Raw genomic sequence first — 20,086 nt, 5'->3', positions numbered from 1 at the left:
TCTCCTCCATTTCTACTTATACGAAGGTATTTACCCACATTTATGCATCACATAAACATAGGCATATATTCATTCGAAGAGTATAACATGAACTTGTCCGTTGGAGGAATGTAAAAATTTCCTTTAGTTTCTATAAAAAATAAAAAACAGATGGATTCTTGCATCCACCTGTTGTGTTCAGTACAATATTTCTTCGCCTTTTAAAAACCTCGTCAGCCATTCTACTGCTTCCTTTTCATCAGAGCCCTCGGCTTTTACTGTTACCACACTTCCATTTGCAATTCCGAGCGATAATAGACCGAGTAAGCTTTTAGCATCAATGATTTTATTGTGCCTGATTACACGAATGTCTGAAACAAAACTACCTGCTTTATCAACAAAATATCGAGCTGGTTTGGAATGAAGTCCGTTTTCAAGTGCAACCGTTATTTGCTTGGATACCATAAAAATCCCCCACATAACCAAATTTATATATGGTATGTGAGGGTAAATGACTTCATGAATAATTTTCGTAAAATAGTACTTTTGCCTACACTTTGTTTTATTTAATCATCATTTCTATACCAGGTCCGATTGGGATGCCACCTAGCGCGAAAATGACAAGCATAATGATCCAAACACCTAAGAATATAAGGCTATATGGCAACATCAAAGCAATTAAAGTTCCAAGTCCTGCTTTTTTATCATAATCTTTCATAAACGCCAAGACGACGATTATATAGGGATTCAATGGAGTAATAATATTGGTGGACGAATCGGCAATCCGGAACGCCGCCTGAATAAATGCCGGGTGATAATCCAGCATCCAAAACATAGGAATAAATATTGGCGCCATCAATGCCCACTGTGCGGATCCGCTGAAGATGATCAAGTTCAATACTGCCGCAAGGAGGACAAACCCGATAATTCCTGGAATTCCTGTCAGATTCATGCTCTCAAGGAATCCTGCACCGTTTACAGCAATCCATATTCCAAGGTTCGACCAGTTAAAGTATGCAATAAACTGAGCCGCCGCAAATATAAGGACAATATAGCCTGACATATCTGTCATGGACTCTGCCATCAGTTTTGGCACATCTGCAGTATTTTTAATTTTCCCTACTGTAACCCCATAAGCAACACCTACCACAATAAAAAAGAATAGGGTAATTGGAACGATAGCTGTCAGAAATAGAGACGGAACAATTCCACCGTCTTCATTTCTTAAAATGGAATCAGGCCAGAACACCGCAACCGCCAGCAGTACCAAATACACAAGTCCAGCCCAAACAGCATTTCTCAACCCTTTGCTTTCAAGGGGATTAGGTTCTTCTAGTTCTTTGTCGATCTTTCCTTTATAAATTCCAAGACGTGGCTCGATAATTTTTTCAGTTATTAGAGCACCAACAATAGCAAGGATAAACACGGAAGTTACCATGAAATAATAATTATCAACTGGTGTGACAATTAAAGACTCATCAAATGGTTTGATGGCTTCTGTCGCGATACCAGATAATAAAGCGTCTGTTCCTGCGACAACAACATTTGCCGTAAACCCTGCTCCAACTCCCGCAAAACCTGCCGCAAGTCCGGCAAGTGGATGCCTGCCAACTGTATAAAAGATCATGGCAGCAAGAGGTGGTACAATAACAAATGCCGCATCAGATGCAAGATTCCCCAGTATACCAGTACCAACCACTGCATACGTAATTAATGCTTTCGGAGCATTTAAGATAGTTTTTTTGATCCCAGCTTCAATTAAACCAACTTTATCAGCAAGACCAATACCCAGCATCATAGCCAGTACTAGACCTAAAGGAGCAAAACCGGTGAAGTTCGTAAGCATCGAGGTTAGAATGAATTCAATTCCTTCCCCAGACAACAAACTTTTAATAGCCAGTTCTTCTCCGGTGCCAGGATGCTCCACCGTTACTCCAAATTGATTGACTGCAAAAGACACTCCAATGATAAAAAGAGATAAGTAAACAAATAGCATAAATGGATCTGGTAGCTTATTCCCTATCCGTTCGACGCCACCTAAGAACCTATCAAGCATGGAGGTGGATTTCTCTTGCTGTGTTTGTAATTGACTCATTTTCCTCACTCCTTTTAGGTATAATTCCTTTTTAATTCCGAAAAAAAGTAATAGAAATCCTATTTATTCAGCAATCGCAACATTCGTTACATTTAAAATAAAATAAATTTTCAGTTATTTTATCCGTTTATTAAAAATTGGGAAATCTACCTGAGATTTCCCACCTATTCACAGAAACGATAGTTTGTATATTTTTCTAGGTCTGCCACGGTGTCCGGACTGCTCTTCTCCAGAGACTTTTATCAGTCCCGACCGTTCCATTTCAGTAAGTATTCTCCTGGCATTTCTTTCTGTACTTTTCAACCAACTTGCCAAATCCTGTGATGTGACGACGTCTTTTTGATAGTATTGCGCCAATGACCTTATACGAGAAACAATTGTCGGGCTTATAGTTAGATCCTTGAGCTTTTCTTCCCATTCTTGCCCATGGGAGCGTGAGTGGAAGGAAAGCTTATCTGACGAACCAAAGAATTCAGTGACTTCTCTTTCTTCATTCACACAAACAAGTGTAGACGATTTCTGCTCTCGCCCGTGGTGAAAGGCTTGTCTTACATTTTCCTCTGCAGCAAGCACAGTCTCACCAAATCCTAATCCCAACCTGACTTTCAGTCCACTTTGCACATGAATATCCTCTACCAATTGAAGCAGGGACTCTCCTTCAATATGCCATTCAAGTTCTCCTCTAGTGGTAAAAAGAAGAAATAGACCGTCACCAAACTGTACAAATGATCCGTTCACCTCTTCAGCAAAACGGAGCATTATTCTCTTTAACTCTAACTCCTTTATTTTCATTTTATGGGAGTAGTGCATTTCTTCCAGAGAAGCTTTCGTATGGATGACTTCTATCCCGAGAATGGCGATCTGTGATTTTCTGTAACGCAAGGAATGCGCTCGTTCAATCAATATTTCCAAGGTAGACAATATGGCAAGGTCGGAAGGAATGACACGATAGCAAGGAATGTTTAGCTCCTTCAATTTTCTATAAACTGCTTGGATACATGTAAATGCTACCTCTATCTTCTCACTTTCGTATAACTCTTCGTGAAAAGAGACCAAGTCTTCTACAGGTACAATTCCCTCATAAGGATAAGAGTGAAAATTGATTGCTTCAAGCGAAAAAAAATCTCTATTCATCTCAATTCTATCTTGTCTGATTGTATCAAGGCTGACTGTTTCGAAGATCTTCCTTTCTTTCACTTGGGCTTCCAAGAGTGTCCCAAGAAAACTAGAACCAAACAGCTCTGCAAACCCACCTTCATTTTTTTGCAGGAGTTCCTGGGACATGGCATAGGTAAAGGGCACTTGACCAGAAAACATCCATTGATCTACCGCCCCCTTATTTTTGTTGATAATTAAATCAATTTCTTCCAATACTGTATACGGAAAAGCAAACATTTCAACGTTCCTAAATTCTTTTCCTACTAACATGATTCTCTCGATGGAATCGCTTGGACCGATAATACCTATTTTCACTTTCACTTTTTCACCTCATATAAAGCGGAAATACCACACTTTTCTATTCTAGGATAAAGATAGAATAGAGGAGATATATACGTCAAGTGCCACTTCCAGAACTTTTTCATCATAATCAAATAAAGGATGATGATGTCCGGCTGCAAGCGGTGTGCCAAAGATGAAATAGGTGGCTTTCCCTCCTCGGTCCCTTACATGGTTGAGCATATATGCCGCATCCTCCGAGGCTTTTAAGGGAAAGGTTTCTATAATCTTATTGACCCTCTTGCTACTCCTTGTTGCATTTTCTAAAATCTCTTTCCATCCTAACTCTGAGGAAGCTTCTATCCCTTTACCAACTAAACGGATATCGCATTCAACGCCGTAGATACCTGCAGTTTGTTGAATGATTCGAATGGCTTCATCTTCCATGAATTGATTAAGTATGCTAGTTTCCCCTCGTGTCTCTAATGACATTTCTGCATAATCCGGTATGACATTTCTCCCGCTTCCGGCTTGAAGCGTGCCAACATTTATTCTTGTTTCTCCATCAGAGTGCCTTGGGATGCCATGGAGATGCAAGGACGCCGCGGCGGCAGCAAGCAATGCGTTTCTTCCTTCTTGTGGTTCTACACCTGCGTGGGCTGACTTACCGTTGAATGAGACATCAAGTTTGGATGTTGCAAGAAATCCATGTGCAGAAGCCACCACTTCTCCAATCTGCATAGGAGTTATCCCGATATGACCACTTAGAAACACATCCACCTCATCCAACCAACCCTTTTCCACCATTGCCTTTGCCCCTCTGCTTCCCTCTTCCGCCGGCTGAAAAAGCATGGTAAAGGTTCCTGAAAGTTCTTCTTGAAAGGTTGAAAGATACGTAGCAACCCCAAGTCCAATCGCTGCATGTCCATCATGACCACATGCATGCATTAAATAGGGGGACTTAGACGAAAACGCCTGTGAAGTGGGAAAATGATCGTCCGATGACCCTTTATTCTCCGGTATGGGAAGGGCATCAATATCAAAACGCAAGGCAACATGCTTTCCTGCTTTTCCTGTGTCAAGAGTTGCTACTAGACCCGTATGGCCACCCTCCATTTTAGACAACCAATCTTTCGGAACCCCATTTTTGAGTGCTCTTGTTTCTGAGATGCGAAGTATTTCCTTCGAAGGAACACCCATTCTCTCTTCAGAAACTAAGGCATCTCTTCCCAAAAATAATGTGAAACCAAGTTTACTCAGTTCCTTCCCAATCAAATAGGTGGTTTCATACTCTGTCCAACCAAGTTCAGGAAATTGATGTAATTGTCTCCGCCAAGAAATAAGAGAATCGGATATGGTTGAAATATAATCTGAAGTCTCTTTAGCCATCGTCTTTGCCTCCTAAATTTTATGTTGAAGTTTATCCAAGGCCTTCCTTGTTACCTCGACGAGCATGTTCACACCTATTGGCAGAGCTTTTTCATTAAATTCAAATTTAGGATCATGGAGAGGTTTCTGAACTCCCCTACCTTCTACAGCTGAACCCAGCCAAAAGAAAGCACCTGTATACCTGTTTAAAAATCTAGAAAAGTCCTCCCCTCCAAGTGAAGGGTCGACAGTAGGAGTCGCTTCTTCAGAACCGAATAATTTGTTGGCTGTTTCTTTCACAACCTCAGCCCATTCTGGAGAATTAATTGTAGCTTCATACCCGTCAATATACTCAATTTCTGCCGTTGCACCCATTGCTTTTGCTGCATGCTCGACAACTTCATGGAATCTTTGTTTGACCCTGTTTTTGGTTTCTTCTTTATAGGTCCGGATGGAACCTTCTAGTGTCACAGTATCAGCTATTACATTATACCTGTAACCGCCTTCTATTCTTCCTACCGTTACCACCGCTGCATCAATAGGATTCACGTTTCTGCTCACAATGGTTTGAAGCATGGTCACCACATGGTTAGCTGCAATGATAGCGTCGTTTGTTTGATGAGGCATACTGGCATGTCCGCCTGAACCGTTTATCACCACTTTGAATCGATCGGTTGCACCCATCATTTCCTTAGCACGAACCCCTATCTGCCCTACAGGCAAATCCGGCCAAACATGTTGGCCAAAAATAACATCCGGTACATATTCATCAAACACCCCATCATCCATCATGGGTTTAGCGCCGCCATCTGGAGATGCCTCTTCTGCAGGTTGAAAAACAAGAAGTACCGTTCCTGCTAGGTCCTTTTTCTGTTCATTTAGCAAGATTCCCGCCCCTAAAAGCATGGTAGTATGAGCGTCGTGCCCACAAGCGTGCATACTCCCTGCCTTTCGCGAGGCAAAAGACAGATCCGTTTTTTCTGTAATAGGCAGTGCATCAATATCCGCTCTTAAAGCAACAGTTGGTCCGGGCTTATCACCTTTTATGATTCCAAGTACACCTGTTTTGGCAAAACCTGTCCGGAAAAGGATACCATGTTCCCTCAGTTGCACTTGAATTCTTTTGGAAGTTTCATATTCTTCGCCGCTGACTTCAGGAAACTGGTGAATGTCTCTTCTGAACTCAATCAACTGTTTCCGTAATGTCTCGTCCATTGCTGGAACTGTTTGAGTCATCTATGTAACACGTCCTTTCAAGTTGTATAATTTAATAAAGGAAATATTCCATAATTATGCCGTAATTACATATTACCATACCGTTTTTTATTTTCAACAAACATTTTTTATTTTCTGTTAATTCCCCACTTTCATCACGTTATGTATTTTAAAGGAATACCCTACATTAAAAGAAATCCGAAATACCACGGATTGGAGGGTTCATATTGCCAGTTTCCATCATTTTCAATCAAATAAATGTTAACAGCATCAGCCAGAGTTCTGCCGTTGCCACAGGTCAGAACAACCAGCCTGATTGGAGCACACAAGGGAAAATCAACATGGGAAATGGAATTGAAATAGGGGCGGTAGCAGTTACAAATGTTTGTAACGTAGTCTTTGATGCAGACGGTGTCGACACTTCCATTGCGAATCCAGAAATCAACAACCCGCAGCCGACTGCACAATTCTAAAGGGGGCGTTAGTTTGAAAAAAAAGCATTCGTCGCAAATTCACATACTGCTTGATAAGATTGAAGTCATGTCCATTATGAATTGTTCCGGGATATTTACAGGAGAAAACATGCAGGCAAATTGGAGAACCTTCCAAAAAACGAATATGGGGTTTGGCGTGGTGGCAGGGGAATATAATGATTCCGATTCCAATCTAAATATCGTCCATGATCCTGATGTGGTGGATATGCCGGTACAGAATAAATCTAGCAATTAATCGGTTTTCTCTTCCCCTTGCATATCCTCCTTTTCTTTTATCACATTTTGCAGCCATTGCGGCAATTCTTCAGTATCTGTTTGCTCAAACATATCGATAAAGGAAGAGTCACTAACCTGGCTTTTCGTTCCATGAATATCATTTTCATCGCCACTTATGTTTCCTACCCCTTGGTTATGTTTTTTATGACTTTGAAACTGGGAAGGGTAATTGTTCCCCATGTTAATGCAAGAAGCACTTTCCACCACCCCAATCCGGATGCTTCCTATAAAGAAATTAGGCGAATAATTACTCATCAACTCTCCTCCTTCCCATTAATTTTTACCGAAAATCCGCTTTTTCTATTTGTAACACTTATGTGCCGGCTTTCTTCGCTTTGATTATTGTGCTTTATAAAAGGACGATACGATGTCCTGATTTTTTCTTTGTAGTGTTTATCCTTTTTGAAAGTGGGTTTTTGTATAGGAGTTGGCTGTTTAGCGTCAAAATTATTCCCTATATTTAATGTACCGCTAAGTTGTTCTATCCCAATACTATCGAGATGATAGTCAAGCTTTTCAATTTTTGCATTTTGAATCTCAAGCGTTTTTATATGATAGTGGACAACCTGCTGCTTTGTATCATTCATCTTGTTAAAGAGGGTTGTAAGTTGCTCAACTTTTTCCTCCAAATCTTGAAGTCTTTTTTCCGTTTCATCAATGTTAGACATAAATCATCACAACCAATTAGGAAGATATTTGTTCGTTGCCGCCACTTTGACTTTTTACTGTATTACTTGATTGTCGGATTGAGTTTTTTTCACCCGAGAGGATTCCAAACCCTTGATTTTCCTTTTGGGTTGACTTCGTATTCCAACTGACGTTTTTGCCTTTATTTAAAGAGGATGAGTTCATCAGGATATCCACTTTGAAATCCTTCACCTCAAACTTCATGCTTCTGCCTCCTTACAAAGTAAAATTATTCTATAAAATCTATCTCAACCGATACATCTTGTGCATTCTTTTGGAACATGAGCGTTAGTAAACCTTGTTTGTATTGTGCCGTCAATTTTTCTGGTACGAACGAGAAAGGGATTTGAACAACGCGCTGAAAGTCCCCAAAAAACCTTTCTCCTTGCAGTAAGTTTTCTCTTGGAATTGGGTAGGGGTATGGGATGCTTCCTTTAATAAATAACTGATTGTTTCTGACGGAGATTTGGATGTCTTCAGCAGATTTTAATCCGGGAAGTTCCATTATTATTAGACCTTTGTCTTCTGTTTCCATTATGTCGATAAGCGGGATTCGTTTTGGCATGACCGGGAGCATGTCTTTCCAAAACTTATCTCCTAGTACTTCATCTATTTTATCGTTCATTGTTTCCCATGGGTTTGTATGCTTTTTTTTCATCAGCCTCCTCCCCAACAGAATTTTATTATTATGTATATGTAAGAAGTTCATCCTTTTATTCAGATAAAAAAAGAGAAACCATTTTTGTGGTTTCTCTTAAGCTGATGTTTTATTTTTCTTCTATGCCCAGAACGCGGTTTAGGCGTTTTCTTAGCATTTTCATGCCGCTTCCGCCTGCTTGGAAGTGACGGAGTTTTCCTTCCTCGTCAAATACATAGTAAGCTGGAACGTATTTATTTTCAAAAGCTTCCGTTAGTTTGTGTTCACTATCTACAAAAATCGGTTGTGTAATGTCATGTCCCATTGCCATTGAACGAATCACACCGATATCAAGGTCATCTTCAGAACGCGGCATGTGTACTGCAATGACATTTAAATCGTCGTCATATTCGTCGCGCAGTTCATTAATTTCGGGCATTGCTTCTTTACAAAGATGGCAGCTAACGGACCAGAAGTGAATGAGGGTCGCTTTTCCCTTTAGCTCGTCCATTGTAATTCCTTCATTGATCCATTCTGTCGCACCTGTAAGTTCCGGCATTTGTTCTCTGAGTTTCATGGTTGTCTCTCCCTTTTCTTTTATACGGATTATCTTTTTATAATTATTATTATTTAATACGCTTTTTATTATATTTGTATTATTATTTACTGTCAACTAGATTATACTTATTATCAATAGATAATTAAAACAAAATGCTTAGGGACATTAAATTTTGCTCTGACCGTTGATCTTCGTTGCAGGCGCTTAGCTTTCCACGGGCGGTCAACACGGTTTTAGCAGTACTATATATATCTTTTATACACACAAAAAAAAGAAGCATCTTACGCTTCTTTTTTGTATGGTACTTTAAGGGTGATGATTAGGCCAATGAAGGCTAGAATGATTAGGGAGCCAAGGGCTGTTCGGCTTGCAAGGTTTCCGTAACCTGCAAGTACTAATGTGATGGTTCCATATAAAAGCGGCCCAACGATGGAAGAAACCTTGCCAGAAAAGGCGAAAAGTCCAAAGAACTGTCCTCTTTTCCCTTCTGGTGTCAGTTCAATGATAAATGTTCTGGAGGTTACCCATGTAGCACCAAGCGCCACTCCGAACAAACTTCCTGCTAGCCAAAGCATCCAAGGATCGATGGCAAAAACTGCAAAGCATAATGCTACAATCAACAGGGCTGCTACTGATGCAACTGCATGTTTAGAACCGATGCTTCTAGAGATATACCCGTAAATAAATGATCCTATGATACTTGATACAGTAGAAACAAGATAAAGCAGGATAAACTCTGTTGCGGAGAAACCTCCGATCGCCCGGGCATAGATAGCCATCATTGCAATCGCCGTTGCAATTGCGTCGTTAATAAAGAAATAGGCAATCATAAAAAGGAACACAGGTCGGTACAAACGCATTTCTTTAAAGGTCTGATAGATTTCCCTATAGCCACTGAAAAATGATTTTTTCTCTTGAATCTCTTTGGGTTTTTCTTTAAAAAAGAAAAACAGGGGCAAGGAGAATAAAAGGAATAATATTCCTGTCGGGATAAAAGCACGATGAAAATCACTATCCCCCACATATAGGTATACAGTAAGTCCGAGTAATGTCCCCATATACCCCACAGCAATGCCAAACCCTGATATCAACGGCAATTCCTTTTTTGTACCAAGGTCTGGGAGCATCGTGTCATAAAAAATAAGCGAGGAATGAAAGAAGAATTTAGCTACAACAAACAATAGGAGTACCAGAATGAAGCTTATCGGCAATCCGAATAACGTTTGAGAGGTTTGAAGAGATGCAAAAACTCCCATAAAGATGGTTGAAAATACGGCGATCAAGGTAAAGGGAATGATGAATTTTTTTCTTTTCCCTGTTCGGTCTATCATTACACCGAAGAGCGGGGAAAATAAAACAAGGAAGAAACTGGCCGTTGCATTTGCATAGGATAGGAATGTACTTGCAATTTGATCCATTCTTTCGTTTGTCCCTATGATTTCTTGTAAATAAAAAGGGAAGAAAATAGTAATAATATTAGATGAAAATATAGTATTGGCAAAATCATAAAAAGCCCACGATATTATAGGTAACGAAAAATATAGGGCTAACGGAGATCTTGGCTTTACTTGCTTGCTTCCATGTTCCACATTTGGTTCCAAATTTGCCATCGTACTTCCCCCAAAAATTTAAAGTTATATGAAGACTATTCTCTAATAAACCCTCCACTCCTTCTTTCTCCCTCACATTTTACTCAATATTTACAATGTGTCCTCTCATTTTTCATTATATGCCGGCCAAGGTCATGAAAAGCCCAATCTTGCATGAAATCCTGCTCTCTACTTCATACTAATTGTATGTGGAAAATATTCAGGAGGGTGACATGTATGCAACTAAAACATCTGCTAATTCCATTACTATTTGTTTTTTTCTGTGGTTGTGCTAATCAAAGTGAAGAAGAAAATGCAAAAGGGCCAACAATAACAGAAGAAAGAAAACAACCTGGATTGATGTCCAATGATGAATTAATAAGAGATTCACGGAATGAAGTATTAATTAACGTAGACAAAACAAATGGCGACAATGATGAAGTGAAAATCTCTAGACAAGAAGCCAAATCAAGTTTAATGGAATACTTGGAGCTTAACAGGCATGATAGTACAGATGTTACTTACGAGGGGATTAGTGGGGATTTTTATTTATTCCATGTATCTGATCTTGTACATTTTAATAACCAACCGGAAAAAATGTCACGAGGATGGTACCAGGTCAATCGAACAACAGGAGAAGTTTCTCTTCGGAAAAAATGAAAAAGAGGCTGGCGTTGATTTGGCACTCAACATCAGCCTCTTATTTTCACTTCCACTTACTCTTTGGTAACAGTTGGCAATAATACAGTGACAGTGGTGCCACTATGAACCTTACTTTCATAAAGGATTTTCCCTTTCATTTCATGAATCAACCTGTTCGTTATCATGCTGCCTAATCCTGTACCCTTTGTTTTAGTCGTATAATAAGGTAAGCCGATCTTTTCTAATTGCTCCTCGCTCATCCCTATCCCATTATCTACAAAGGTGATTTCGACCTGCCCTTTTTCATCTGACGGTCTTTTCAGGATTTTCAAATATCCACCTTGTTCTTCTTCCACTGCCTCAATTCCATTTTTAATGATGTTCATTAATGCCTGCTTCAAATGTTGTTCATCACTATAGATATAATGCTCCCCTTCTAATTGAAGATCTATGGAAACATTCCGGTATGACCCGAACGGTCTAAGCAGATCTACCGAGTCTTGAAGAGCTTTATTTACATCGATATGAGATAAAGTGAAGTTTGTCGGTCGGGCCACAGTCAAATAATTGGTGATTATCTTATTGGTCCGGTCCAATTCATCAAGAATTAATGGAGCAAATTGCTTTAGATTTTCATCTTTGGTGTCAGAGTTGATAAACTGAATAAACCCTCTGACAGTTGTAATGGGATTTCTTATTTCATGAGCAAATGCTGCTGCCATTTGACTGACTGTTGAAAGTTTATCAAGATACAATGTCTCATCAAATTGTTGGTTAGCGATAATTAATTTTTCTACCGTATAAATCAAAGCAGTAAAAGTTAAGCTGAATGCAAGAAAATACACAATATAAAAATTCATATCTAAAAAAGAAACCGTACTAAACAAAATGAAAATGTATACCAAATAATAAAAAGAAATGACGACTACTCCATATAACACCTTATTGGAACTCTTGAGAAACCAAGAACGGAACAAGACACCGATTCCAAAAGCAAGAATGGAGACCGCAATCCCAACATAAACATATTCTCCACCGATAAAATATCTCAGCATTACCACAATAGCAGTACAAAGCAGTCCTGGATACCAGCCCCCATACAATGTAACAATAAGGATAGGTATCATCCTAAAGTCAAAGTTGGTATCTTCAAGTGTTTCAATGGGATAAAGCATACAAAGCGTTGCAGAAAATGCACTAAACAGTCCGAGAATGGTCAGTTGTTTAAAATTAAGGGGCTTTCTTTTGCTGAAAGGAAAAAACAAATTTGCATTGAACATCAAAGAAAAGATGATAGTTATATTTACAATTAACGGTTTAATTAGATAAATCATTCACAACAAGTCCTCCAATTAATAACAACAATACTTATATTACCCAATTAACGCTATTTAATGGGCCAAGCTTATAAACTTATAAAGTCTGCACCCCATCCATTATAGGCAACTTGTAAGGGCACGTCTAGAAATACTTGACATTCTTCTTTAAAACTCATCTGATTAGTCGGATTTTAAAACATGCTAACCCTGACTATTTCATTAAACCTATTATTAGTATCCGCCATTGCATCTTTCCTTTATAATAGAAACAAACCACTCTTTCCATACAAAGGTGTGAACAAATTGGCAATAAAACTCGTAATCCTGGGTCTTCTCATGGAAGGAGACAAGCACCCCTATGAAATACAGCAGGTGATGCATGAACGTAACATGGAACAATACATCAAAATGGCAAAAGGCTCCCTCTATTATGCAGTGGAGCAGCTTCTAAACAAAAACCTGATTAAAGTCAAAGAAATAGTAACAGATCAGACTCGTCCTGATAAAACCATATATAGCATTACCCCTGATGGTGAGAAGGCTTTTCAACAGTTACTAAGTAAACAACTGCAAGCGGAAAGCACGCACTATCATCCGATGTACACGGCACTTGCATTTATACATCTCGGTGATGCCGTGCTGATCAGGGAAGCTTTATCAGAGCGAATTTCCCATACTAAAATGCAGCTGGAAATGCTGGAAAGAGTGTATAAACAATACGGCGTCCATGCCCCAAAAGGATCACAAGCCATCATGGAAAATGCCCATCAACTATGCCAAGTCGAATTAAATTGGTTAAAAAGATTGCAAGAGGATGCCGAAGAAGGGTTATTTACTCAAGAAAAAGAAAAATAAGAAAACGACGCACCCGAGTTTTAGGGCGCGTCGTTTTTTAGATGATGCTAGTGTGCCGGAAAAAAAATCATTTGAATTAAAAATATAACTGCAAATACGTAAATGAGCGGATGAACATCCTTCCATTTTCCATTAACAACTTTCATGATTGGATAGGTAATAAAACCAACTGCGATTCCTGTAGCAATACTTGAAGTCAATGGCATAGTCAAAATAATGGCGAAAGCAGGGAACGCTTCATCAAAATTCCTCCATTGAATTTTAGCCAATCCTTCCATCATGAAGCAACCGACAATGATTAGGATCGGAGCAGTGATGGCGGGCAAACTCGAAATAGCGGAGATTGCCGGGGAAAAGAACATAGATAAAAGAAACAAACCAGCTACTACAACTGAAGTCAATCCAGTTCTTCCTCCTGCTGCAACTCCTGCTGAAGATTCAATATATGCACATGAAGGACTTGTCCCAAGAGCAGCACCAGCTGTTGTTGCAATGGCATCGGAAAGAGTCGCCGGCTTCGTCCGTGCCAATTTGCCATCCTTCATAAATCCTGCCTGTTCTGAAACTCCTACTAGCGTTCCAGTTGAATCAAAAATAGTAACTAGAATGAATGCAAATACCACCGTATATAAACCGTTCGTAACCACACCACTAAGGGCGTCCCCAATATGGATAAATTGAGGTGCTGGTGGAAGGTCCACAACTCCATTGAAAGAAAGCATATTGAATAAATAGCCTGCAATAGCTGTCAAAACCATGCCATAGAAAAGTGCCCCAGACACTCGCTTAGTCATAAGAATTAAAGTGATGAACAAGCCCCCTATAGCAAGCGCGGTTACCGGGCTTGTTAGGTCTCCAAGAGTAATCATCGTCGCTTCACTTGGCACTACAATACCAGCCATTTTCAGACCAAGAAATGCGATAAAAAGGCCAATACCAGCTGTAATTCCATATTTCAATGGTGCAGGGATCGCTTCAATAAGTGCCTTTCTTAAATTCGTCAAACTCAAAAGAATGATGACAAGTCCTGCTAGAAAAACCGTTCCAAGTACAGCCTGATAGGTAAGACCCTGCGTTGCCACCACACTAGTAAAATATGCATTAAGTCCCATACCGGGAGCAACCGCTATTGGATACTTTGCAAACAGCCCCATTGTTAACGTCCCGATCACAGCAGCGATGATCGTCGCCATAAACACTTGTTCAAATGGGATACCAGCCGCTGATAATATTGCAGGGTTTACAAAGATTATATAAACCATAGTCAGGAAAGTCGTAATTCCCGCTAAAACTTCTTGTTTAATAGTCGTATTAAACTTCTTAAATTCAAAATAGTTTTCCAACTTATAAAGCCCCCAAAAACGAATGTATTATTAAAACCTTACTTATAATATTCGTTTTCCAGTGATATTTCAAGAGAAAAATAAAAATTCCTATCCATAAAGTTATTATTTTTCCGAATCACGTATCATTTGACCAACTAATTGCCCTGAATCCAATTTTCAAGGAAAATACTCTCCAATTGTTTTCACTATTACCTTTTTGGGTATATTCTTTAATAAGTAACCAATTATTAAAATGCCACTCATTTACAAAGTTCCCACTATTTTTTCTGATATATCTAAATTTTCTAAAAATTAGACTTCACAAACAGGACAAAATATCAGATAATAGGAAAAAGGATGAACTATCATACATTTACATCCTTTTCATGATTAACCCATTATTTCGCATTCCAAAATTCCGCACAGGGGGTAGAAATTATGAATAAGCATTTTTCTTTTCAACCTGAACAGTCTGTTTCCAATTTCAAAAGCTTTGATATGACCAGAGAGGAGAAAGTCGCTCAAATCATTGTTGACTCTTCTGTCTTTCAATTCCATAAAAACAGGCTAATGAACGAAATAGATCAAGCATTAGGTACAGGTAACCGTCAAAAATTCCAAACCTTATCCAGCGAATATAATGCCTTATTAAATCAATTCTCTCATTTGCAGTAAAAAGCAAAAAAAGAAGCGGAAACTTATTCCGCTTCTTCTTGCTTTTCGGGGAGCTTTTTCTCTTCTGTTTTCGCTTGTGTCTGGCAGCAGGAACACTTTTTCTTTGTTTCTTTTTCCTGCTTGTACAAATAAGCGAGCACCCCAATAATCATAAACGAAAAGACCCCTGACGATGAATCCTGAAAAAATAACTCTTCGGCATACCTTTCCAACAACCTAACCCAAATTTGTAGCACAATATCCATTACACAATCCCCTTTCAGACGGAATCCAACAGACACCAAATCCCAGTAATTCAAAGGTGAAAGGAGTGCATCCAAAGGCAATGGAGACAGCAATTAAAAATTATGTGAATATTCTGTGTTTATAATTATTATAAATCTTATGTAAGTTTTTTCCTATCCTACTAGCTCCTTATTTTTATAGGACTTCCCTAGTACACCCATGACCAAACAAACGTTTCCCTTCTCTTTCTAGGTATCAAGGAATCCCTCTTCCTACCTATTCATTTTACCTCCATAATCTCTTGGACAAGGTGAAAAAAGTCGGTTACACTATCTTAAAAAGCTTGAATACATAAAGGGGCAATTTATATGGAACATCTTATCAACTCTAATGTGAGAGATATTGAAATTTCAGGCATTCGCAAGTTTTTCAACCTTGTAGCAAAATATGATGATGTGCTTTCACTTACGATTGGGCAACCCGATTTTCCTACTCCCACACACGTAAAAGAAGCAGGGAAAGCCGCGATTGAAATGAATAAAACCGTGTATACACCGAATGCTGGTATTCCTGAACTCAGGAAGGCTGCAAGTGATTTTGTTAAAAAGAAATACAATATGGACTATGACCCTGATTCTGAGGTGATTGTTTCCATAGGGGCAAGCCAAGGGATTGATATTGCTTTTCGGACCATATTAGAACCCGGTACCGAAGTAATCCTACCCGGACCAGTCTATCCAGGTTACGAACCTATTATCAAATTATGTGGTGCAACTCCTGTTCATATTGATACAAGAGAAACTGATTTTCAATTGACGGCAGATCTAATTGAACAAAATATAACGAAAAAGACACGTTGCATCATTCTCCCCTATCCTTCTAACCCAACAGGTGCAGCTTTACCGGAAGAAGAATTGAAGAAAATTGCATCGCTGTTGCAAGATAAGGCTATTTTTATATTATCGGATGAAATTTATAGCGAACTTGTTTTTGAGGGCAAGCATCAATCCATCGCCACACTCCCCGGCATGAGAGAAAAAACCATTGTCATCAATGGTGTATCCAAATCACATTCCATGACAGGTTGGAGAATTGGGCTTGTTTTTGGTCCTGAATTTGTGATGAAACAGATGCTAAAAGTACATCAGTACAATGTTTCATGCGCAAGCTCCGTCTCACAATACGCAGCATTGCAAGCTTTAACAGCAGGAATAAATGATGCAGCGGATATGAAAATTCAATATCAAGAGAGAATGAATTATGTTTATGATCGCCTTGTGAAAATGGGGCTTGAAGTAGTACAGCCTAATGGCGCGTTCTACCTGTTCCCATCGATCTGGAAATACAATTTGAAGTCATTTGATTTTGCATTGAAACTTGTAGAAGAAGCAGGAGTTGCTGTTGTACCTGGTAGCGCGTTCTCCGAGCTTGGAGAAGGGTATGTAAGACTTTCCTATGCCTATGACATGCAAACACTTGAGAAAGCAATGGACCGATTGGAACGTTTTCTGAATAATTTATAAGCGAAAAAGGGAAAAGAAGTGACTCTCTGCACAAGAGTCGTTTCTTTTCCCTCTTTATTGTCTAAGCTCTTCAATAAACCGTTTCAATTCTATCTTAGCAGTTGTGTTCGACCATTCATCCAATCTTTCATTTTCCTCCTTAAAGTGCCACCCCAATACCACTGTAAGTTCCTCCATATATCCAACAAACTGTTCCTCTTCGCGCTGGAGGTTTTTAATCATAACCTCCCAATCAATTCTTACATCATAAATCCCTTGCTCTGGATACTTTCGAGCCATTTCTCCTGCTTTTTCAATTGGTTCACCTAAATGCAGTTCCAAAGCAATCCAATCGCTGATGTATTCATGACGATATCCTTGCTCCATTACCAGTTGAAACTGTGTCCTCGCCTCTTCATACTTTTCTTGTTTTAAGAGGGCCATTGCATGATAACCCTCAATATATTCATTTAAAATATCTCCCTTAATAACTCCAAACCTTTCATACCATTCTTCATAGGTTTGCCAATCCTCTTTTTCATAATAGTATTGGAGAATATCAAGGAATAAGATTTCATTCGGGGCTTTTTCAGCCAATTCCTCTAAGTAAGGCATTGCCAAATCTTTTGGTGAGTTATTCAACACCCATTGCTCTACACCGATGATTTTGCTAATCATGAGCAAACTATGAAGGTCATCTGGATTATCAGCATAGTTTCGCTTATACATTTTCAATGCTTCTTCCGGCTTATTCTTCAGCAACATTCTATCCGCTTTTGACAATTCTCTATTTTTTAAATAAAAAGTCGGCAGGTTTCCGAATGTATCGTCTCTTAATCTGTACCCTTGGCTTTGCGTAATTAAATCACCTTTTTCATCATACGCCTCCACATTCCAGAAGAAGCGACCCCTAGGATCTGCGAAACCAAGTACGGAAGAATAATCAATCCCACTCCAATCACTTTCTTCTGTAAACTGAATGCCTCCTTGTGAAAAATAAAGTTCTTCTACAGGAATAGTTAGTTCTGTACTTTTGATACCGCTCTTTAAACCGTGGGAAACGGAGCCCCCCTCCACTTCCCTGCCTACACTGATACTATAGTATGTCGCTCCTTCTACTGCTTCCCATGAAAAATGAAGTTGATTATCTGTAATTTCTTCAGAATTAACCGGCTGATTAATTTCTATCAATGGATTTATAATTGAATCTTGTGCAACAACATCTTTGTTCTCCACTTCAATCCAAGGATTGGAAGGCATAGATAAAGCAAAGCCATCTATCTGATCATAGGTAAATCCAAAACGAAGTTGATAGCTACCGGCTGGAACATCCTTGAAAACGTATTCTCCCTTACTATTCGTTACGGAATGGTACCGTTCTTCTGATCCTATGCTGTAATTCAAGTTATTCTTATCACGGAGAAATACCCCTACACCTTCTAATGGTATTTTTCCATCAGAGTTGGAAAATACTTTCCCTCTTACTGTGTTAACCGAATTTTGACCGTTTTTGATCCTGTCCTTGATTTCTTCTAGTTGTTTCTCTTCGTGGTATAGTGTATCTTCTGGATCATCTCTTTCCTTTTTCACCCTACTTATATCTTTCAAAGCCTTTTCTACAAGCGCAAGTACCTTCTCATATTCTCCTCGGCTCATAAGAATATCTGCATGAGACTTTACTGCCATAGCTTTAGTGTATGAATCATCTTCTGATACGTTTGCAGTGAATTCTTCAATATACGTTAAGGCACGTTCATATTGACCATTTCGAGCTGCCAAGTCAATTTGTTTTGTTGCTAAATCTGATCGGAAATACGTTCCATTTCCCCTGTCTAAAGCAGTTTGCAGTACTCTATCTCCTTTTTGCCATTCTCCCTCTTTGTTATAATATTCCGCTACTTCATTAGCCGCTGACTCCATGTATCCATCCGTCGGCCCTTCTTCCACATACTTCAACAAGTAAGGCAAGCGTTCTTCAAAAGTGAACTTGACTTTGGACTGACTGGAATCAGACCAATAGGTTGAGGTCGTACCGACATATACATCATATTCCATGGTAAAGGAGTCCTCTATCAAATAATCCCGGATAAGTGCGAATCTCTGATCAGGAAAGATCTTTCCATTATCAAGCAGCTTCTGTATTCTCTCTTTTCCCATTACATCCCCGTTTGCCATCTGTTGTTTGACCATATAAATGGTGTACTGTGGTTGTATTAAATAGAAAAATATTGGCAGAAATAAAGCAATCGCCACTACTGTTAATACTAAGTGTTTAATTTTCATCTTTATTTTCATGTTGCTTCACCGCTCTTTCATAGTCATCCTTCCAATAGGAGTATCCTGCAATTTTGATTATTTCACGTTGCGTCTCCGATGAGGTGACCTCGTTGTTTAAATCATCCTTTAGCGAAATGGTTGAGATCATTAACACTGCGGCCACTACGAGTGGTAGGATCGGTAACTCTATTTCCTTATTCCAAAAGGATGAAAGTTTTTCTGCAAAGCTGTTCTGATGAGTTTTCTGTAAAACTTTTTCACACCCTGTAAAATGGAAGTCTTTTAATTCATGATCAAGTCTTTCTTTAACCGCCTGTTTTTCTTTGTGTTGCACTATCATCCTCCCCTTTCTCGATAATTTCTTTTAGGTGGATACGTCCTCGTTTCAATCTTGTTTTCACCGTACTTTCTGCAGTATGTAAAAGCATGGCGATTTCGCTTATTTTCATCTCATTAAAATAATAAAGAATAATAACTTCTCTGTATTTATAATCCAACTTTTGTATTGATTCACTTAATGATTGGTTTTGAAAATCAAGTAATAATTGCGCTTCTGGACCTTCTGTCTGTTCGACCTCTGTAACCCTTTCAGCAAATTCAAAGTTTAAGAGGATTCGCCTAAAGCTCCATTTACGCATTTGCATTTTGCAACGGTTGACTGTAATGGAGGTGAGCCAGCTTTTCAGTTTTTCTTCATCATCTAATTGATGAATCTTTTGATAGGCTGTGATGAAAGTATCCTGCACAATTTCTTCAGCAAGATGATTGTCTTTTACTAGTAAATAAGCCGTTCGTAATAGATAGTCTCCATAAAGGATCATCAATTCTTTTAGTACGGATTCCTCTTTATTTTTCATTCGTTCCACTAGATGCAAGCTCGCTCACCCCCTTTACCTTTTAAGGTATAAACTTAAGATGCAAGTTCAGCAG

Annotated in this window: 23 protein-coding genes; 6 read left to right on the top strand and 17 right to left on the bottom strand. The window is 39.0% G+C overall.

Annotation, left to right across the window (positions count from 1 at the left end; genetic code table 11):
* Window positions 1-177: 177 nt before the first annotated feature.
* From LG307_RS08135 to LG307_RS08115, 5 genes are all read right to left on the bottom strand, one after another.
* Window positions 178-444, bottom strand: a complete 267-nt coding sequence (locus LG307_RS08135; protein WP_404449627.1) for an HPr family phosphocarrier protein — start codon at window positions 442-444, stop codon at window positions 178-180.
* 97 nt (window positions 445-541) lie between these two features.
* On the bottom strand, window positions 542-2,074 hold the full coding sequence (locus tag LG307_RS08130; RefSeq protein ID WP_404449626.1) for an AbgT family transporter: 1,533 nt from the start codon (window positions 2,072-2,074) through the stop codon (window positions 542-544).
* Between the two features lie 168 nt (window positions 2,075-2,242).
* The gene (locus tag LG307_RS08125) at window positions 2,243-3,553 is read right to left on the bottom strand and encodes a hypothetical protein (protein ID WP_404449624.1); all 1,311 of its coding nucleotides are present in this window, start codon (window positions 3,551-3,553) and stop codon (window positions 2,243-2,245) included.
* A 42-nt stretch (window positions 3,554-3,595) separates the two neighbouring features.
* A complete protein-coding gene (locus tag LG307_RS08120) occupies window positions 3,596-4,900 on the bottom strand; it encodes an amidohydrolase (protein WP_404449622.1) in 1,305 nt (434 codons plus the stop codon).
* 12 nt (window positions 4,901-4,912) lie between these two features.
* Window positions 4,913-6,115 carry a M20 family metallopeptidase gene (locus LG307_RS08115; RefSeq protein ID WP_404449620.1) on the bottom strand — a complete coding sequence of 401 codons (1,203 nt, stop codon included), beginning with the start codon at window positions 6,113-6,115 and terminating at the stop codon, window positions 4,913-4,915.
* 206 nt (window positions 6,116-6,321) lie between these two features.
* Between LG307_RS08115 and LG307_RS08110 the strand changes: the two genes are divergently transcribed.
* Both LG307_RS08110 and LG307_RS08105 read left to right on the top strand, forming a co-directional pair.
* Entirely contained in the window at window positions 6,322-6,567 is a 246-nt protein-coding gene (locus LG307_RS08110) for a hypothetical protein (RefSeq protein WP_404449619.1), read from the top strand.
* Between the two features lie 13 nt (window positions 6,568-6,580).
* Window positions 6,581-6,823 (top strand): hypothetical protein, encoded by a 243-nt coding sequence (locus tag LG307_RS08105; RefSeq protein WP_404449618.1) that lies wholly within the window; start codon window positions 6,581-6,583, stop codon window positions 6,821-6,823.
* Here the strand turns inward: LG307_RS08105 and LG307_RS08100 are convergent.
* The 6 genes from LG307_RS08100 to LG307_RS08075 all read right to left on the bottom strand — a co-directional run bounded on the left by LG307_RS08100 (window position 6,820) and on the right by LG307_RS08075 (window position 10,357).
* Complete coding sequence (locus LG307_RS08100; protein ID WP_404449616.1) at window positions 6,820-7,119, bottom strand: hypothetical protein; 300 nt, start codon at window positions 7,117-7,119, stop codon at window positions 6,820-6,822. The genes LG307_RS08105 and LG307_RS08100 overlap by 4 nt on opposite strands.
* The gene (gene gerPC / locus LG307_RS08095; protein ID WP_404449615.1) at window positions 7,119-7,532 is read right to left on the bottom strand and encodes a spore germination protein GerPC; all 414 of its coding nucleotides are present in this window, start codon (window positions 7,530-7,532) and stop codon (window positions 7,119-7,121) included. Before gerPC ends, LG307_RS08100 begins: the two co-directional genes overlap by 1 nt.
* Window positions 7,533-7,548: 16 nt before the next feature.
* A complete protein-coding gene (locus LG307_RS08090; RefSeq protein WP_404449614.1) occupies window positions 7,549-7,755 on the bottom strand; it encodes a hypothetical protein in 207 nt (68 codons plus the stop codon).
* A gap of 25 nt (window positions 7,756-7,780) precedes the next feature.
* Window positions 7,781-8,209 carry an Hsp20/alpha crystallin family protein gene (locus LG307_RS08085; protein ID WP_404449613.1) on the bottom strand — a complete coding sequence of 143 codons (429 nt, stop codon included), beginning with the start codon at window positions 8,207-8,209 and terminating at the stop codon, window positions 7,781-7,783.
* A 109-nt stretch (window positions 8,210-8,318) separates the two neighbouring features.
* Window positions 8,319-8,765: a TlpA disulfide reductase family protein gene (locus LG307_RS08080; protein ID WP_404449611.1), complete on the bottom strand. Its 447-nt coding sequence runs from the start codon at window positions 8,763-8,765 to the stop codon at window positions 8,319-8,321.
* 263 nt (window positions 8,766-9,028) lie between these two features.
* Window positions 9,029-10,357 carry an MFS transporter gene (locus LG307_RS08075; RefSeq protein WP_404449610.1) on the bottom strand — a complete coding sequence of 443 codons (1,329 nt, stop codon included), beginning with the start codon at window positions 10,355-10,357 and terminating at the stop codon, window positions 9,029-9,031.
* A gap of 216 nt (window positions 10,358-10,573) precedes the next feature.
* Between LG307_RS08075 and LG307_RS08070 the strand changes: the two genes are divergently transcribed.
* Window positions 10,574-10,996, top strand: coding sequence for a hypothetical protein (locus LG307_RS08070; RefSeq protein WP_404449608.1), 423 nt, complete (start codon window positions 10,574-10,576; stop codon window positions 10,994-10,996).
* 56 nt (window positions 10,997-11,052) lie between these two features.
* On the opposite strand, the gene LG307_RS08065 is transcribed toward LG307_RS08070, so the two are convergent.
* Window positions 11,053-12,312, bottom strand: a complete 1,260-nt coding sequence (locus LG307_RS08065; protein WP_404449607.1) for an ATP-binding protein — start codon at window positions 12,310-12,312, stop codon at window positions 11,053-11,055.
* Window positions 12,313-12,600: 288 nt separating this feature from the next.
* Here LG307_RS08065 and LG307_RS08060 point away from each other — a divergent pair, with 288 nt between their 5' ends.
* Window positions 12,601-13,152, top strand: a complete 552-nt coding sequence (locus LG307_RS08060) for a PadR family transcriptional regulator (protein ID WP_404449606.1) — start codon at window positions 12,601-12,603, stop codon at window positions 13,150-13,152.
* Between the two features lie 47 nt (window positions 13,153-13,199).
* On the opposite strand, the gene LG307_RS08055 is transcribed toward LG307_RS08060, so the two are convergent.
* Complete coding sequence (locus tag LG307_RS08055; RefSeq protein ID WP_404449605.1) at window positions 13,200-14,495, bottom strand: NCS2 family permease; 1,296 nt, start codon at window positions 14,493-14,495, stop codon at window positions 13,200-13,202.
* Window positions 14,496-14,915: 420 nt separating this feature from the next.
* On the opposite strand from LG307_RS08055, the gene LG307_RS08050 reads away from it, so the two are divergent.
* Window positions 14,916-15,152, top strand: coding sequence for an IDEAL domain-containing protein (locus tag LG307_RS08050; protein ID WP_404449603.1), 237 nt, complete (start codon window positions 14,916-14,918; stop codon window positions 15,150-15,152).
* Window positions 15,153-15,175: 23 nt separating this feature from the next.
* Here LG307_RS08050 and LG307_RS08045 read toward each other — a convergent pair whose 3' ends face one another.
* Complete coding sequence (locus tag LG307_RS08045) at window positions 15,176-15,397, bottom strand: hypothetical protein (protein ID WP_404449602.1); 222 nt, start codon at window positions 15,395-15,397, stop codon at window positions 15,176-15,178.
* A 348-nt stretch (window positions 15,398-15,745) separates the two neighbouring features.
* Here LG307_RS08045 and LG307_RS08040 point away from each other — a divergent pair, with 348 nt between their 5' ends.
* Window positions 15,746-16,900 carry an aminotransferase A gene (locus tag LG307_RS08040; protein ID WP_404449601.1) on the top strand — a complete coding sequence of 385 codons (1,155 nt, stop codon included), beginning with the start codon at window positions 15,746-15,748 and terminating at the stop codon, window positions 16,898-16,900.
* 54 nt (window positions 16,901-16,954) lie between these two features.
* Here LG307_RS08040 and LG307_RS08035 read toward each other — a convergent pair whose 3' ends face one another.
* From LG307_RS08035 to LG307_RS08025, 3 genes are read right to left on the bottom strand one after another with little or no spacing between them, the layout of a single operon-like run.
* Window positions 16,955-19,174: a hypothetical protein gene (locus LG307_RS08035; RefSeq protein ID WP_404449600.1), complete on the bottom strand. Its 2,220-nt coding sequence runs from the start codon at window positions 19,172-19,174 to the stop codon at window positions 16,955-16,957.
* The gene (locus LG307_RS08030) at window positions 19,152-19,490 is read right to left on the bottom strand and encodes a hypothetical protein (protein ID WP_404449599.1); all 339 of its coding nucleotides are present in this window, start codon (window positions 19,488-19,490) and stop codon (window positions 19,152-19,154) included. The genes LG307_RS08035 and LG307_RS08030 overlap by 23 nt, the downstream gene beginning before the upstream one ends.
* Entirely contained in the window at window positions 19,462-20,022 is a 561-nt protein-coding gene (locus tag LG307_RS08025) for an RNA polymerase sigma factor (RefSeq protein ID WP_404450416.1), read from the bottom strand. Before LG307_RS08025 ends, LG307_RS08030 begins: the two co-directional genes overlap by 29 nt.
* Window positions 20,023-20,086: the final 64 nt, after the last annotated feature.

Origin of the sequence: Sutcliffiella horikoshii (assembly GCF_044809035.1) — a bacterium.
Classification (GTDB): domain Bacteria; phylum Bacillota; class Bacilli; order Bacillales; family Bacillaceae_I; genus Sutcliffiella_A; species Sutcliffiella_A horikoshii_G.
The sequence above is the reverse complement of the archived record's forward strand: the minus strand, read 5'-3'. Positions and strand labels throughout refer to the sequence as shown.

Excerpts from the sequence above, each read along its gene's own strand:
- LG307_RS08135 (WP_404449627.1), bottom strand. The coding sequence starts at position 444 with ATGGTATCCAAGCAAATAACGGTTGCACTTGAAAACGGACTTCATTCC.
- LG307_RS08130 (WP_404449626.1), bottom strand. The coding sequence starts at position 2,074 with ATGAGTCAATTACAAACACAGCAAGAGAAATCCACCTCCATGCTTGAT.
- LG307_RS08120 (WP_404449622.1), bottom strand. The coding sequence starts at position 4,900 with ATGGCTAAAGAGACTTCAGATTATATTTCAACCATATCCGATTCTCTT.
- LG307_RS08115 (WP_404449620.1), bottom strand. The coding sequence starts at position 6,115 with ATGACTCAAACAGTTCCAGCAATGGACGAGACATTACGGAAACAGTTG.
- LG307_RS08100 (WP_404449616.1), bottom strand. The coding sequence starts at position 7,119 with ATGAGTAATTATTCGCCTAATTTCTTTATAGGAAGCATCCGGATTGGG.
- gerPC (WP_404449615.1), bottom strand. The coding sequence starts at position 7,532 with ATGTCTAACATTGATGAAACGGAAAAAAGACTTCAAGATTTGGAGGAA.
- LG307_RS08090 (WP_404449614.1), bottom strand. The coding sequence starts at position 7,755 with ATGAAGTTTGAGGTGAAGGATTTCAAAGTGGATATCCTGATGAACTCA.
- LG307_RS08085 (WP_404449613.1), bottom strand. The coding sequence starts at position 8,209 with ATGAAAAAAAAGCATACAAACCCATGGGAAACAATGAACGATAAAATA.
- LG307_RS08080 (WP_404449611.1), bottom strand. The coding sequence starts at position 8,765 with ATGAAACTCAGAGAACAAATGCCGGAACTTACAGGTGCGACAGAATGG.
- LG307_RS08075 (WP_404449610.1), bottom strand. The coding sequence starts at position 10,357 with ATGGCAAATTTGGAACCAAATGTGGAACATGGAAGCAAGCAAGTAAAG.
- LG307_RS08070 (WP_404449608.1), top strand. The coding sequence starts at position 10,574 with ATGCAACTAAAACATCTGCTAATTCCATTACTATTTGTTTTTTTCTGT.
- LG307_RS08065 (WP_404449607.1), bottom strand. The coding sequence starts at position 12,312 with ATGATTTATCTAATTAAACCGTTAATTGTAAATATAACTATCATCTTT.
- LG307_RS08050 (WP_404449603.1), top strand. The coding sequence starts at position 14,916 with ATGAATAAGCATTTTTCTTTTCAACCTGAACAGTCTGTTTCCAATTTC.
- LG307_RS08045 (WP_404449602.1), bottom strand. The coding sequence starts at position 15,397 with ATGGATATTGTGCTACAAATTTGGGTTAGGTTGTTGGAAAGGTATGCC.
- LG307_RS08040 (WP_404449601.1), top strand. The coding sequence starts at position 15,746 with ATGGAACATCTTATCAACTCTAATGTGAGAGATATTGAAATTTCAGGC.
- LG307_RS08035 (WP_404449600.1), bottom strand. The coding sequence starts at position 19,174 with ATGAAAATAAAGATGAAAATTAAACACTTAGTATTAACAGTAGTGGCG.